The organism is Kribbella sp. NPDC003557, from assembly GCF_040610805.1.
In the GTDB taxonomy this organism is placed as follows: domain Bacteria; phylum Actinomycetota; class Actinomycetes; order Propionibacteriales; family Kribbellaceae; genus Kribbella.
In genome coordinates this window covers 132,348-145,203 of record NZ_JBEXMY010000001.1, presented here as the reverse complement: position 1 = coordinate 145,203, position 12,856 = coordinate 132,348, and the positions used below count along the sequence as shown (strand labels likewise).

The following is a 12,856-nucleotide window of genomic DNA, read 5'->3' as shown; positions in this document are numbered from 1 at the left end:
CAGAACGACCTGCCCGTACAGCCCCAGTCCTCGACGACCCCGAAGACCCTCCTGACCAACTCGGTGATCTCGTCGCGATCGCGCCCGAGTGCAGACCGATACCGCCTCGAACCACCTGTGTGGGGTTGTTGAAGCGGGGGAACTTCAATTCTTCTCTCACGGTGGGGGGTTCGATGCACGTTCTGGCACGTCGACGTCGGACAGACAAACCTCCGGCTGGTCACTGAAGCCAGCCATCACCGTATAACTTCTTTTCTCTCTGAGGGCTATTCAGAAGTCACCATCCGAGGCGGTGGAACTCAAGGCTGCTGGTGGTGCGGATGATATTGGGTAGTTCGGTGAGTCGGCCGCGGTAGCCGTCTGTGAGTATTTTCCAGTTCTTGAGGTGGCCGATGGCGCGTTCGACGGCGGACCTGCGGGTGCGTCGGCGATCCAGGTGTAGTTGTTCAGCACGGCCTCCCCGCCGCACTCGGTGATCGCGCGCCGGTCGTGGCGGCCACCGGCGACCGGCGCCGAGACGGCGAGCAGGGTGCCGTCGGCGTCGGCGGCGACCTGGATGGTCAGGCCCTGCCGCAGCCGTTTGCTGGAGTAGTTGTGCTTGCACTGCGCCCGGTTCCCGGTCGGCACGAGGGTCCCGTCGACGATGACCTCACGGTTGGCCAACACGCTGGTCGGCTCGGGTTCGTGCAGGCATAGCACCTGATCCAGCAGTGGCATCACCGAGCGACAGATCCGCGAGACCGTCGGCTGACTGACGCCGTACAAGTCCGCGAGCACGCTCTGGCTCACGTTCTGCCGCAGGTACATCAGTACCAGCACCACCTGCCGGTACAACCCCAAACTCGGCGGGCGGCCCGGCATCCGCGGCCGGCCGTCGAGGACCTCGAAGACCCGCCCGACCAACTCAGCGATCTCGTCGCGATCGAGCCCGAGCGGAGAATCATACAGTATCGACCCACCTGCATGAAGTTTCAGAGCCTGGTAACTCCAATTCTTCTATCGCGGCGGGTCGATGTGTATCTGCCACGCCGAACCGGCGGCCGATCGGCCAACTCTCACCAGGCCAACCACTCTATATTTCTCTTACCTTTCCCTGTTCTTTCCTGTCTTCAGGTCATCCCACCTTCTGAATAACCCTCTATCTTCTCTGTTCTTCTTCTCTTGAAAGCTCTGAATAACTCGCCGTTGCCTGTCCTTCTTCGATCGGTCAGCGTTCGGGGCGGGATTCTATTTGGATGAGGGTTTGTTGGCCGGCGGCTACCAGGGTGCGGGTCGTGGGGGTGACGGCGAAGACTTCCAGGTGGCAGATGGTGAGGGTGCGGCCGGGTTTGATGACTGTGCCTACGGCCTGTAGGTGGTCGCCCTCCGCCGGCGCCAGGAGGTTGATCTTGAACTCGACCGTGAGCACCGACGTGCCCTCCGGGAACAGCGTGAAGGCCGCGTACCCGCCGGCGCTGTCGGCGATCGCGCTGGTCGCGCCGGCGTGGAAGTAGCCGTGCTGCTGCGTCACCTCGGGCCGGCTCGGGAGCACGATGTGCACCTCGCCCGGCCCGATGTGCGCGATCCGCGCCCCGAGATGCGCCATCAACCCCTGGCGGTCGAAGCTCGCCCGAACCCGCTCCCGTACCTCGGCCGCCGCCTGCTCCATGCCCGGGAGGCTACTAGGTCAACGCGATCAACGACGCCGCCGGCAGCGTCGGTGTCGGCGATCCGCCCGACGGTTCGACGGTGAGGCCGAAGGCTGCCATCCCGGCGGTCGAGCCGTTGACGACCTGGGTGAGGTCGCCGGCGGCGAGGCCGACCGAGTGCGCGGTCTTGCCCTGGTCGATCATCCACAACTGCCAGGTCTTGTCGTCGGGCAGCTTCGGGAGGTCCCGCAGTACGACGACCGACTTGTCGGCCTGGGCCGACACGACGACCGTGGCCTGACCGCCGCCCTGGACCGCCCCGTGAACGGTCCGCGCGTCGGACTGGGCCAGAACGGCCGCCACCTGCTGGTTGGCGCGTTCCGCGGCCTGCCGGTCCCGGTACTGGTCGACCGCCACGCCGCCGCTGAGCGCGACCGCGAGGGCCGCGGCGGCGAGCGCGAGCACCGACCGGCGACCGAACCTGCGCGGTACGGCGGGAGTCGCCGCCTCACCGTCGACGACCGGGGGCAACTGGCGGACGTGCTCGATCGCCGCCATCACGTTCGCCTTCAACGCGGGCGGCGGCGGATCCGAGACCTGGGTGGCCAGTTTGACCGCGGCCGCGCGGAGTTCGGCGACCTCCGTCATGCAGAAGCTGCATTCGGCGAGGTGTGCCTCGAAGCGGACCCGCTCGTCGTCGGGCAGCGCGTCGAGGACGTACGGGCCGGTGAGGGTGTGCACATCGGGTTCCGTCATGATCCTTGCCCCCTGGTGGTTCCGAGGCAGTCGCGGAGCCGGATCAGGCCGTCGCGCATTCTCGCCTTGATGGTCGGAAGCTTGGCGCCGAGTTGCTGGGCGACCTCCGGGTAGGTGTAGCCGTTGTAGTACGCCAGTTCGATGGATTCGCGTTGCAGTTCGGTCAGCGCGTCGAGGCAGCGCCGGACCTGCTCGGCCTCGAGACGGGTGCTGACGGTGTCCGCCACCTGGTCGAACTCGACTTCCGCGGTCCGGGCGCCGACCTGCTCGGTGCGGTCGGCGGCGGCCTGTTCGGAGCGCACCCGGTCGACTGCGCGGCGGTGCGCGATGGTGAGGATCCAGGAGTGCGCGGAGCCGCGGCCGGCGTCGTACCGGCTCGCGGTCCGCCAGACGTCGATCATGACCTCCTGGGTCACTTCCTCGGACTGGGCCGGGTTGCGGAGGATCCGCCGGACCAGGCCGAACACCGAGGGGGCGACGCGGTCGTAGAGCGCGCTGAACGCGGCCGTGTCGCCGGTCGCGGTCAGCGTCAGGAGGTCGCCGTCGCCGACCGCGCCGGATCGCGGGTGCGATCCGGCGGGCCAAGGCAATGAAGTCGGTCCGGTCACGGTCAGCTTGCCGGGGGCATCAGGACGGTGTCGATGAGATACACGGTAGCGTTCGCCGTCTTCACGCCGCCGCAGATCACGTTGGCGCCGTTTACCTTGAGCGCGTCGCCCGAGCCGCTCACCGTGACGTCCTGCTTCTCCACGGTCGGGTGCTTGCCGACGACCGCCATCGGGTCGAGCTGACCGGCGACCACGTGGTACGTGAGAATCTTGGTCAGCAGCGCGTCGTTCGTCTTCAGCGTGTTCACGGTCGCGGCGGGGATCTTCGCGAACGCGGTGTCGACCGGCGCGAAGACGGTGAACTCGCCGCCGTTCAGCGTCGAGACCAGGTCGACCTTCGGGTTCAGCTTGCCGGAGACCGCGGCGACCAAGGTCGTCAGCAACGGGTTGCCGGACGCCGCCGTGGCCACCGGTGCGGCCGCCATCCCGTCGATCGAGCCGGCGCCCGACGGGTTCGCCTTCGCGTAGTCGGCGCAGCCCGGCCCGACCAGGCCGTCGGCCGCGTTGCTCATGGACGGGGTGTCGCTGGTCGCCGGTGCGCTGCTGCTCGTGCTGGTCGTCGTACCGCCGGAGGCGCTGCCGTTGTCGTCACCTCCACAGGCGGATGCGGTCATTGCGAGAGCCAGTGCGCTGAGGGCGAGACCGGCGCGGGTGAGGTGCTTGGACATGAGGTGATCTCTTTCCTGGGGAGAGTGCTGACAGCTGTACTTCGGAGCAGGTCGCGGGCCGGATGGGTCACTCGACCATCACGACCGTGTTGTGCAGTCCGCTCGAGCCGTTCGGGCGCGGCGGGGCCGGGCGATCGGTCTGGAGTTCGCCGGTCGCGTCGGTCGCGCGGACGGTGAGCTTGTGCGTGCCGGGGGTGGCGTTCCAGCGGAACGTCCACTGCCGCCAGGTGTCCGGGCCGTCGACGGGCGCGAGCTGTGCGGGCTGCCACGGTCCGTTGTCGACCTGGACCTCGACCTTGCGGATGCCGCGGTGCTGCGCCCACGCGACCCCGGCCGCGATCGCGGGTCCGGCCTTCACGGTCGCGAAGCCCTTCGGTACGTCGATCCGCGCGGACGTCTTGATCGGCGCCTCGACCGACCAGCCGCGGTCCGTCCAGTACGCGCTGAAGTCCTGGAACCTGGTGACCTCGAAGTCGACGATCCACTTGGTCGCGGACACGTATCCGTACAGCCCCGGCACGACCATCCGGACCGGGAAGCCGTGCTCGAACGGCAACGGTTCGCCGTTCATCGCGACGGCGAAGATCGCGTCCCGGCCGTCGGTGAGCGCGGACAGCGGGGTGCCGATGGTGAGCCCGTCCACGCTGGTCGACTTCACCGCGTCGGCGCCGTCGCGGACGCCGGCTTCGCGCAGTACGTCCGCGATCGGTACGCCGATCCAGCGGGCGTTTCCGACGTACGGCCCGCCGACCTCGTTGGACACGCAGGTCAGGGTGATGTCGCGCTCGACCAGTCGACGCTGTAGCAGCTGGTCGAACGAGATCCGGAGCTCTTTGTCGACAAGTCCGTGGACGCGGAGTTCCCAGTCCCGCGGGTCGATCCGCGGCACTTGCAGCAACGTGTCCACGCGGTAGAACTTGCTGTTCGGCGTCGTGAACGGGCTGATGCCCGGTACGTCGACACTCGCGCGCAGCGGCCCCGCGGCGTCGGTCGGTCGAGGAACCCGGACCCGCGCCCGCAGTTCGTTCCCGGACCCGCCGACGAACCGCGTAGCCCCGGCACTCACCACCCCCGCCGCGGCCAATGCCGACACAGTCAGCAAGAACCGCCGCCGATCAAACCCCACCGGCTGTGCCGCCGGCACCTCCGCGGGCTGCCCTGCCATCTGCTCCGCGGGCTGCTCTGCCGTCCGCTCCGCAGGCTGACCTGTGGGCTGCCCGGCCGTCTCCTCCGCCGCCGTCGTGGCTGCCCGACTGACAGCAGTGGTGTCGAAGCGGCGGACCACCAGCCACATCGTGGAGATGGCGACGACCAGCGTGACGGTTGCCGGTAGCAACCGATCGGTCAGGTTCCCGGCCGACGACCGGCTCACGACGGCGAAGGCCAGGCCGACCAGGCCCACACCGCCGGCGATCCCGACCGCGGTCCGCCGCCGGCCGCGGGCGCCGATCAGGCCGGCGATGGCGGCGACGATCGCGAGGGTCGCGCAGATGCCGACGCGGAGGAGTGGGCGGTCAGCGGTCCCGAGACTGCGGACGGCCCAGTCCTTGACCGGCCCGGGGGACCAGTCGATGACCTGGACGCCGACCGCGTCGACCGGCCACGGTCCGCCGGTCAGGTCCGCGACGAGATATCCGGCCGCGAGCGCCGTACCCGCCGCGACCACACCACCGACTGCTCCGAGAAACCTGTGCATGTACGGGGTTCGGCGCCGCCGCCGCTCCGGATGGGAGCCGGCGTGCACCCACCGCGGCGTACAGTCCCGACCCGTTCCGAACTGTCATCGCGAAAGGTGGAACGAATGCTTCGGAAGCTGATCACCGCGGCCGTGGCGGCAACCACGCTCGGTACGTCGGCACTGCTGATGCCGCCCGCCGACGCCGCGCCGGCCGTGCAACTCGGGGGAGTGCACGAGCCGGCGCCGACGTTCGGCGGTCTGACCGAGCTGGTCGTCCAGCGAATCCTGGTCGGCGACGACGTCGCGGCCTCGAAGTACTTCAGCGGCAAGCCGGTCGACGACCCGGTCCGCGAGCAGCAGATCCTGGACTCGGTTCGCGCGTCCGCCGTCCAGCTCGGCATCGACCCGGACTCGACCGCGGCGTTCTTCCGCGCCCAGATCGAGGCCAGCAAGGTGGTGCAGCGCGGCCTGCTCGCCTACTGGGCCGCCCACCCCGGCAAGGCGCCGACGACCGGCCCTGACCTGAACGTGATCCGGGAGGAGCTCGACGCGCTCACCACCCAGCTCCTCACCGAACTGGTCCGCGTCGAGGACCTCCGCCGGGCCGGTCTCCGCTGCGACATCTCCCTCGCGATCGCCAACGCGACCACCGCGGCTCACCATCACCTCGACCGCCTGCACCGCCAGGCCCTCCGCACGGCGTCGACGGCGACCTGCTGATCAGCCCATCCGTGCCAGCGCGGCCTCGGTCAGCTCGTACCGGAGCGGGCGGCCGGCCGCGTGGCGTTCGATCTCGCTGACGGTGATCTCGCCCATCTCGAAGTAGCACTCGACGGTGGCCGCGGCCTGGTGCGGCGTGAGCAGGACGTTGGGCAGTCCGCGGAACGGGTCGTCGGCCGGCAGCGGCTCCTCGTCGAAAACGTCGAGCGCGGCGTCGATCCTTCCGCTGCGGAGCTCCTCGAGCAGCGCGGCCGTGTCGACCAGCCAGGAGCGGGCGGTGTTGACCAGCGCGGCGCCGTCCGGCATCAGCGCGAGTTCGCGCGCGCCGATCATGTGGTGTGTCTCGGGCAACGTCGGCGCGTGCAGAGCGACGACGCGGCTGGTGCGCAACAGGTCGTCCAGCGACGTACGACGGACGCCGAGCTCGGCCGCGCGCTCGTCGGTGAGGTACGGGTCGTGCACGACGACCTCGGCGGCTCGCAGTGCGACGAGCATCCGGATGTACTCGACACCGGTCCGGGACGCGCCGACGACGCCGATCCGCGACGCCGTGAGCCCGTGCTGCGCTGGTACGGCGTCGCGCCACGCGCCGTCGTGCATCGCGTGGTCGAACCGCTGGATGCGGTGCAGCAGGCTCAGCGTGAACGCCAGCGACACCTCGGCGACCGGCTCGGCCATCGCCTGTCCCGCCTGCGTGATCCGCAGTCCGCGCCGGAACACCTCCTCGGTGACGAAGTGCTTCACCGACGACGCACTGTGCGCGATCAGTCGCAGCCGGTCGGCGTGGTCGAGCACCGCCGCGGTGAGCGGCGTCGCACCCCACGACGTGATCAGTACGTCGGCCCCGGGCAGCGCCGCCGTCAACGCGTCCGCGTCGCCCGGATCGCCCAGGACGACGACCTCCCCGAGCGCCTCCAGCCGCGCCGCACTCTCCGGCGTGAACACCATCTCCCGGTACGACGGCGTCGCCGCCAGCACGATCCGCAGTTTTTCGGCCATGACCGAATCCTACGGAACTACCGCGACCAGCGAGTGACGAGGACGTGCAACCCGACGGTGAGCGCCAGCACGACGGCCGAGACGCCGAGCAGGCCGTTGGGCGCGGCGCCCGCGGTCAGCGCGACACCGCCCAGACCGCTGCCGAGTGCCGAGCCGAGCGAGATCGCGCTGCCGTTGAGCGCCATCACGATCGCGGCCGAGTCGGGCGCCATCGACGCCAGCCGGGCCTGCTGCGGCACCGCCGCGCCGCCGTTGCCGACCCCGGCCGAGAAGAACCAGATCAGACCCCAGACCGCCGCGACCACGGCCGGCGCGAACATCAGCGCGATCATGCCGAGGACGGCGTTCAGCAGCAGCCCGACGAGGACGACGCTCAGGACCCGGAGCGCGGTGAACTTGTCGACCAGCCGTCCGGTGACCGCGTTGCCGGCCATGCTCGAGACGCCGTACCCGAACATGATCAGGATGATCGCCCACTCGGCGTGGAAGTGCGGCCCGAGGATCAGTGTCGCGTACGTGAAACAGGCGTAGCTGCTGCACAGGATGCCTGTGGTGACGAGCAGGCCGGCGACCAGTCGCGGCCGGCCGAGCGGGCGGAGGCGTTCGACGAGCGTCCCGCCCGGGAGATGCAGTTGCGGCAGCCGGAGCATGATGCCGAGCAGGGCGATCGTGCCGACCACGGCGACCAGGATCATCGGGAACCGCCAACTGGACTGCCCGAGCACCAACCCGATCGGTACGCCGAGCGCGGTCGCGGTCATCCACCCGCCGAGCACGAACGACAGCGCCTTGCCGTGATGCCGCACCGGCGTCAGCGCGATCACGTACCCGGTGACCGCGGCGTTCAGCAGGCTGCCGCCCAGCGCGGCCAGCACCCGGCCGCCGAGCGCCATCGGGTAGTTCGCCGCGAGCCCGACGACCAGGTTGCCGAGCACGAACACCGCGAGCGACAGCACGATCGTCGTCCGGCGCTCCCACCGCGACGTCAGCGTGCCGAGGACGGGGCCGGCGAGTGCGGCGGTGAATGCGAACACCGACATCAACTGACCCGCGGCCGCCGGCGTGACCTCGAGATCGCCGGAGATCTGCGGCAGCAGCCCGGCCAGCACATACCCGTCGATCCCCATCGAGAATGTCGCGACCGCCAGCCAGATGAACGGGCGGTACGAGAAATCCCGCCCCTCCGCCGCGTCGGCGGGTCGCGTTTCCGTCATCTGCCAATCTCACCCCGGGCGCCGCACCCACGGCAAGAGAAATCTGATCAAATCTGCAGAAAACCCCCCACCTGCGATCACCGACGGTCAGGCGGTGCCGGGGGTTCAGCGTTCGGTGTTGACGAGGACGACGGTGGTTGAGGGGTGGAGGTGGTCGGCGGTTCGGAGGGCGGCGAGGGTGGCGGCTCCGCAGGGGCCGGTGGGGATGTGGTGGGAGCGGAGGAGGGACTGGGCGGCGCGGGTTTCGGTGTCGGTGACGGTGGTGGCGGCGTCGAGGCCGTTGCGGATGGTGGGCCAGGCGATGGTGGACACGGTGCCGCAGTTGAGGCCGGCCATGATCGTGGGGGACGAGGTGTCGACGGTGACCGGGTGGCCGGCGGCGAGGGATTCGGTGACGCAGGCGGCGGTGACCGGTTCGACGGCGAGGACCGACGTACGGCGGCCCGGGGTGCGGTAGTGCTCGATCGCGGCCTGGAGGAGCGAGCCGACGCCGGTCGGGATCACGACGAGCCCGATCTCGCCCGGATGCTGCGCGTCGAGCTCCGCGAACAGCGTCGAGTACCCGGCGACGATCCAGCGCGGCACCTCCTCGTACCCGGGCCAGGCGGTGTCCTGGATCAGGACGTCACCGTCCCGGACGCTCGCCGCGGCGGCCCGCACCGTGTCGTCGTAGGTCAGGCCCGTGTCCACGACATCCGCACCCTCGTCGCGGATAGCCTGCACCGGGTCCGCCGGCAGCCCGGCCGGGACGTAGATGCGCGACCTCAGCCCGAGCAGCCGCGCGAGATACGCGAGCGCCCGCCCGTGGTTGCCGTCCGTCGCGGTCACCAGCGTGATCCGTCGCCCGGCGACTAGCGCTGCCAGCTCCGCGAAGGTCCGCGCCGGGCCTAGCGCCTTGTTGACCGCCCACGAAGCCCCGAGCACTTTGAAGGCCGGCAGCCCGAACCGATCCGACTCGTCCTTCACCCACAGACTCCCGACCCCGAGCGCCTCGGCAACCCCAGGCGCCTCGACGAGCGGCGTCACGGCGTACCCCGGCATGCTCCGATGGAACTCGAGCGCCGACTCCCGCATCCCCGGCGCGATCCACCCCGCCGCACCGGGGTTCGTCACCCACCTCTTCAGCATCCTCAGAGTCTGCCCCGGACTAGGGTGGCGGGCATGAACCAGCCCGTACCGCGCGTCCTGGCGGATCTGCACGCGCTCGCGGCTGATCCCTCGCTCGGGACCGGTGCACGCTGGAAGCTGGCGGAGCCGGAGCGGCAGCTCGACGCCAACCTGGTCCACCTGCCGGCCGGCGGGCACATCGGCACCCATCTCGAGCCGGATCTCGACGTCGTCCTGGTGGTCGTCGCGGGCGACGGGATCTTCGGTACGGCGGACGGTCCGCAACACGTTGCTGCCGGCAACCTGGTCTGGCTGCCGCACGGATCCGGCCGGGACCTCACCGCGGGCGCCGCGGGCCTGTCGTACCTGACCGTGCACCGCCGCCGTCCCGGTCTGCAGATCAAGCCAGGCCCGCCAGGCGCCTGAAACCGCCGGAATGCGAAGTCGCGCGCCGGTAGCCGCAACGGTTGCTGGCGTGGCGGCTCCGGACGTGGATGAATCGGTCGCAGAGCGTGGTTTCTCGCCGACGGCACGCTGGGGGAGGGCGGCGATGGAGGGACTGGCCCAGGAGTATCGAGCCCGGCTGGCCGACTTGCTCGGTGAGCCGGTGATGGTCGACGACCCGCTGATCACGACCGCGCAGGCCGCGGTCCTGCTCGCGGTACCGCCGCAGCGCGTCGCGGGGCTGGTCCGGGCGGGGCATCTGCCGGCGCGGTCCCGTACGCACCGCCGGCTGCTGCTGTCGGACGTGGTCCGGTGCGGTCTCGACCAGTGGATGTCCGTGGCGGAAGCAGGCGTCCTGCTCGGCCTCGGGCAGACCGGCGTACGGCGGCTGATCGCGGCCGGACTGCTGGCGGCGCGTGGCAAGGAGCTGCCGCTGCGGCGCAACGACGTCGAGGTGCTGGTGGTGCTGCGCCGCGGCTGGCTGACCTTGTCGACGGCGGCGAGCGCGCTCGGGATGGACGTCGACGACATCCAGCAGCTGCTACGCACTCGGCGGCTCACCCACACCTGCGACGTGGCCCGGCCGGTGTACCGGCACGAGATCGCCACGATGCTGACCGCGCGCCGTCAGCTCCTCTCGCGCAGCGTCGCACCTGGCGATCGCCCGTAGGCGTCCCGGTAGTGCCGGGTGAACCACCCGGTCGACGTGAATCCCCAGCGGAGCGCGATCCCGGCGACCGTCTCGCCCGGTCCAGCGTCCTGGAGCTCGCGATGCGCCCGCTCCAGCCGCACGCGGCGCAGGTATTCGCGGGGTGTGCAGCCGAGGTGCCGGCGGAACGCGTACTGCAGCGCGCGGGCACCGGTCCCGGCGGCCGCCGCGATGTCCTCGACCGTGATCGGCCGCTCGGCGTTGGCGTCCACGAACGCGACCGCGCGGCGCAGGGTCGCCGTACCGACGGCTCCCGGCGACGGCGCGTGCGACAACTGCATCGTGGCGTTCGGGAAGGCCGCGAGCATCGACGAGGCGACGTACTCGACCAGCTGCCCGGCGACCAGCGGATGCTCGGCGACCGACGGTGCCGCGGCCAGGGTCTGCCGGACGAACCCGCTGAGCACCTGCCAATGGGTGTTCATCGCCCGCGACACCGGCCGTCCGCCGGCCGGCCAGAGATCCTTCGGTACGACGCCGAAGTGCCGCGCCGCCGCGCGGGCGACGTCCTCCTGCCCGATTCGGATCACGACCAGCTCCAGCGGCTGCGACCGGAACCGCATGGCGTCCTTGATCGAGTACAGGAAGCTGTCGCCCGCCGTGAGGGTGTGGTCGTCGATCCCGAGCCGGCCCTTGATCAGCCAGATCGCGTTGAGGTCCCGCCACGGGTCGGTGGCGGCGTCGAACCGCATCTGCATCCGGCACCGGTCGGCGCCGACGCCGCCGCAGTCCGCCGTACTGAGCGCGAGCGAGCCGCTGTCCGGGTGCCTGCCGACCAGGCGCGTCCGGTTCGGGTAGATCTGGTTCAGCAACTGCATCGTCGCGTCGAGCCCGCTGCTGCGAACACTCTCCCGCCGGACCTCCACGGACGCCGCTGTCATCACGTATTCATACACCCGCGATTACGAGACGTGACAGCCTCAGAGAATCGATCTGACCCCGGAGCGTGTCCGGCGGCTGACTGAAGTTAGCTGACTTCTAGGGTTCGAAGGGTGTCCCGTGTCCTTCCGGCCGTGCTGGCCGTGTTCGGTGGTGTCGTCCTCGCGCTGGTCCTGCTGACGCCGTTCGTGTACCGCAGTTACCGGCGGCGCGGTGAGCTCAGGTTCGGGGCGATGCTGCTCGCGTTCAGTTCGCCGCGCTCGTCTTCGCGTGGCGCCCGAAGACGCACCCAGGTCTGTCCGGTCTTGTCAGCGGCCTGCGCATCATCGACGACCGCGAGCCCAGTCTGCGCGCTAGTTCCCGTTGATCAGGTGCACGGCGAGGTCCGGGCTGAACGTGCCGGCCGGGATGCCGGGGCCGATGCCGCAGTTGCCGTCAGAGTCTCCGGGGACCTTGATCCACAGCAGCATCTCCGCCCCGCCGCCGGTCTGAGCGGTGACGCCGAGCTTGCGGCCGGGCGGGTTGCACCAGTCGCTGCCCGCACCGTTGCCGTTCCGGCTGGTGTCGACCACGAACGGCTTCGACGCCGACAGTTGGCTGTTGACCGCGTTGCCGTAGCTGACCGTCTGCGCGGTGGTGTAGTAGTTCGAGACGTTGAGCGCGAAGCCGTGCGCGTTCGCCAGGCCCGCGCCGTTGAGCCGCTGAGCCATCACGTCGGCGGCCACCCAGCCGGCGTTGCCGCCGTCCAGGTACGCCCACGCGTTCGGCGCCAGGTCCTTGAACTGCTGGACGGCGTAGCTGAGCATCCCGTTGCGCTCGGCGATCTGGTCCGCGTTCATACAGTTGAAGTCGCCGAGCGCGTCGGGCTCGATCACGACCACCGCCGGTCGGTTGCCAACGGCAACGGCGAAGTCGTGGATCCAGGCCCGGTACGCCGCCGGCGTACCGGCGCCGCCGCCCGAGTGCCCGCCGCAGGCGTCACGGCCGGGGATGTTGTAGGCGACCAGCACGGGCAGCTTGTCCGCGGCGTCGGCGGCGCCGACGAAGCTCCCGACCGCGGTGCCGATCGGGTTGCTCCAGTTGCCGAACCAGCGCGCCATCGGCTTGGACGCGATCGAGTTCTGGATCGCGGTGCGGCGGCTGTCGCCGGAGTTGTTCCGGACCCAGACGGCCGGGTTCGAGTTCGGGTCGACGTAGAACCCGCTGGTCAGCTGGACGGGGTTGCCGGTGGTGGCGGCGCCGGCGCCCTGGTGGGCCGGGACGACGGCGGCGAGTGTGAGGCCGGCCGCGACCAGGCCTCTGAGGATCCATCGCATCTGCTGCTCCTGTCACGAGATGGGGGCGGGTACTCCGGGAGCGCTTCCAGTTCGGTGTGTCCACCGATCGTGTCGGACCACTAGCTCTCCGTCAACCGTCTGTGCGGTTGCGCGCCGAAACTGATGACAG

General features: G+C 70.2%; 14 protein-coding genes. 3 read left to right on the top strand and 11 right to left on the bottom strand.

What is annotated here, in order from left to right:
* Positions 1-270 precede the first annotated feature (270 nt).
* From ABZW60_RS00655 to ABZW60_RS00630, 6 genes are all read right to left on the bottom strand, one after another.
* Entirely contained in the window at positions 271-903 is a 633-nt protein-coding gene (locus ABZW60_RS00655) for a transposase family protein (RefSeq protein WP_355472562.1), read from the bottom strand.
* A gap of 304 nt (positions 904-1,207) precedes the next feature.
* Complete coding sequence (locus ABZW60_RS00650; protein ID WP_355472560.1) at positions 1,208-1,648, bottom strand: PaaI family thioesterase; 441 nt, start codon at positions 1,646-1,648, stop codon at positions 1,208-1,210.
* A 13-nt stretch (positions 1,649-1,661) separates the two neighbouring features.
* Entirely contained in the window at positions 1,662-2,384 is a 723-nt protein-coding gene (locus ABZW60_RS00645; RefSeq protein ID WP_355472558.1) for an anti-sigma factor, read from the bottom strand.
* Positions 2,381-2,992: an ECF RNA polymerase sigma factor SigK gene (gene sigK, locus ABZW60_RS00640; protein ID WP_355472556.1), complete on the bottom strand. Its 612-nt coding sequence runs from the start codon at positions 2,990-2,992 to the stop codon at positions 2,381-2,383. The genes ABZW60_RS00645 and sigK overlap by 4 nt, the downstream gene beginning before the upstream one ends.
* Before the next feature lie 2 nt (positions 2,993-2,994).
* Entirely contained in the window at positions 2,995-3,660 is a 666-nt protein-coding gene (locus ABZW60_RS00635) for a fasciclin domain-containing protein (protein ID WP_355472554.1), read from the bottom strand.
* A gap of 67 nt (positions 3,661-3,727) precedes the next feature.
* Positions 3,728-5,356, bottom strand: a complete 1,629-nt coding sequence (locus ABZW60_RS00630) for a molybdopterin-dependent oxidoreductase (protein ID WP_355472552.1) — start codon at positions 5,354-5,356, stop codon at positions 3,728-3,730.
* Between the two features lie 105 nt (positions 5,357-5,461).
* Here ABZW60_RS00630 and ABZW60_RS00625 point away from each other — a divergent pair, with 105 nt between their 5' ends.
* Positions 5,462-6,058 carry a chorismate mutase gene (locus ABZW60_RS00625; protein ID WP_355472550.1) on the top strand — a complete coding sequence of 199 codons (597 nt, stop codon included), beginning with the start codon at positions 5,462-5,464 and terminating at the stop codon, positions 6,056-6,058.
* Here ABZW60_RS00625 and ABZW60_RS00620 read toward each other — a convergent pair whose 3' ends face one another.
* The 3 genes from ABZW60_RS00620 to ABZW60_RS00610 form a co-directional block, all read right to left on the bottom strand.
* Positions 6,059-7,057 (bottom strand): hydroxyacid dehydrogenase, encoded by a 999-nt coding sequence (locus ABZW60_RS00620; RefSeq protein ID WP_355472548.1) that lies wholly within the window; start codon positions 7,055-7,057, stop codon positions 6,059-6,061.
* Positions 7,058-7,074: 17 nt separating this feature from the next.
* On the bottom strand, positions 7,075-8,271 hold the full coding sequence (locus ABZW60_RS00615) for an MFS transporter (RefSeq protein ID WP_355472546.1): 1,197 nt from the start codon (positions 8,269-8,271) through the stop codon (positions 7,075-7,077).
* A 105-nt stretch (positions 8,272-8,376) separates the two neighbouring features.
* Positions 8,377-9,399 (bottom strand): pyridoxal-phosphate dependent enzyme, encoded by a 1,023-nt coding sequence (locus tag ABZW60_RS00610; RefSeq protein ID WP_355472544.1) that lies wholly within the window; start codon positions 9,397-9,399, stop codon positions 8,377-8,379.
* A 33-nt stretch (positions 9,400-9,432) separates the two neighbouring features.
* On the opposite strand from ABZW60_RS00610, the gene ABZW60_RS00605 reads away from it, so the two are divergent.
* Together ABZW60_RS00605 and ABZW60_RS00600 are read left to right on the top strand one after the other, a co-directional pair.
* Entirely contained in the window at positions 9,433-9,804 is a 372-nt protein-coding gene (locus ABZW60_RS00605) for a hypothetical protein (RefSeq protein WP_355472542.1), read from the top strand.
* Between the two features lie 124 nt (positions 9,805-9,928).
* On the top strand, positions 9,929-10,492 hold the full coding sequence (locus ABZW60_RS00600; protein WP_355472540.1) for a hypothetical protein: 564 nt from the start codon (positions 9,929-9,931) through the stop codon (positions 10,490-10,492).
* Here ABZW60_RS00600 and ABZW60_RS00595 read toward each other — a convergent pair.
* Together ABZW60_RS00595 and ABZW60_RS00590 are read right to left on the bottom strand one after the other, a co-directional pair.
* Positions 10,450-11,412 (bottom strand): AraC family transcriptional regulator, encoded by a 963-nt coding sequence (locus ABZW60_RS00595; protein ID WP_355472538.1) that lies wholly within the window; start codon positions 11,410-11,412, stop codon positions 10,450-10,452. The genes ABZW60_RS00600 and ABZW60_RS00595 overlap by 43 nt on opposite strands.
* 351 nt (positions 11,413-11,763) lie before the next feature.
* Positions 11,764-12,726, bottom strand: coding sequence for a glycoside hydrolase family 6 protein (locus ABZW60_RS00590; protein ID WP_355472536.1), 963 nt, complete (start codon positions 12,724-12,726; stop codon positions 11,764-11,766).
* Positions 12,727-12,856 lie beyond the last annotated feature (130 nt).

Coding starts and splice junctions, on each gene's coding strand:
- ABZW60_RS00630 (WP_355472552.1), bottom strand. CDS start 5,356: ATGCACAGGTTTCTCGGAGCAGTCGGTGGTGTGGTCGCGGCGGGTACG.
- ABZW60_RS00600 (WP_355472540.1), top strand. CDS start 9,929: ATGGAGGGACTGGCCCAGGAGTATCGAGCCCGGCTGGCCGACTTGCTC.
- ABZW60_RS00605 (WP_355472542.1), top strand. CDS start 9,433: ATGAACCAGCCCGTACCGCGCGTCCTGGCGGATCTGCACGCGCTCGCG.
- ABZW60_RS00595 (WP_355472538.1), bottom strand. CDS start 11,412: ATGACAGCGGCGTCCGTGGAGGTCCGGCGGGAGAGTGTTCGCAGCAGC.
- ABZW60_RS00635 (WP_355472554.1), bottom strand. CDS start 3,660: ATGTCCAAGCACCTCACCCGCGCCGGTCTCGCCCTCAGCGCACTGGCT.
- ABZW60_RS00625 (WP_355472550.1), top strand. CDS start 5,462: ATGCTTCGGAAGCTGATCACCGCGGCCGTGGCGGCAACCACGCTCGGT.
- ABZW60_RS00590 (WP_355472536.1), bottom strand. CDS start 12,726: ATGCGATGGATCCTCAGAGGCCTGGTCGCGGCCGGCCTCACACTCGCC.
- ABZW60_RS00620 (WP_355472548.1), bottom strand. CDS start 7,057: ATGGCCGAAAAACTGCGGATCGTGCTGGCGGCGACGCCGTCGTACCGG.
- ABZW60_RS00610 (WP_355472544.1), bottom strand. CDS start 9,399: ATGCTGAAGAGGTGGGTGACGAACCCCGGTGCGGCGGGGTGGATCGCG.
- ABZW60_RS00645 (WP_355472558.1), bottom strand. CDS start 2,384: ATGACGGAACCCGATGTGCACACCCTCACCGGCCCGTACGTCCTCGAC.
- ABZW60_RS00650 (WP_355472560.1), bottom strand. CDS start 1,648: ATGGAGCAGGCGGCGGCCGAGGTACGGGAGCGGGTTCGGGCGAGCTTC.
- ABZW60_RS00615 (WP_355472546.1), bottom strand. CDS start 8,271: ATGACGGAAACGCGACCCGCCGACGCGGCGGAGGGGCGGGATTTCTCG.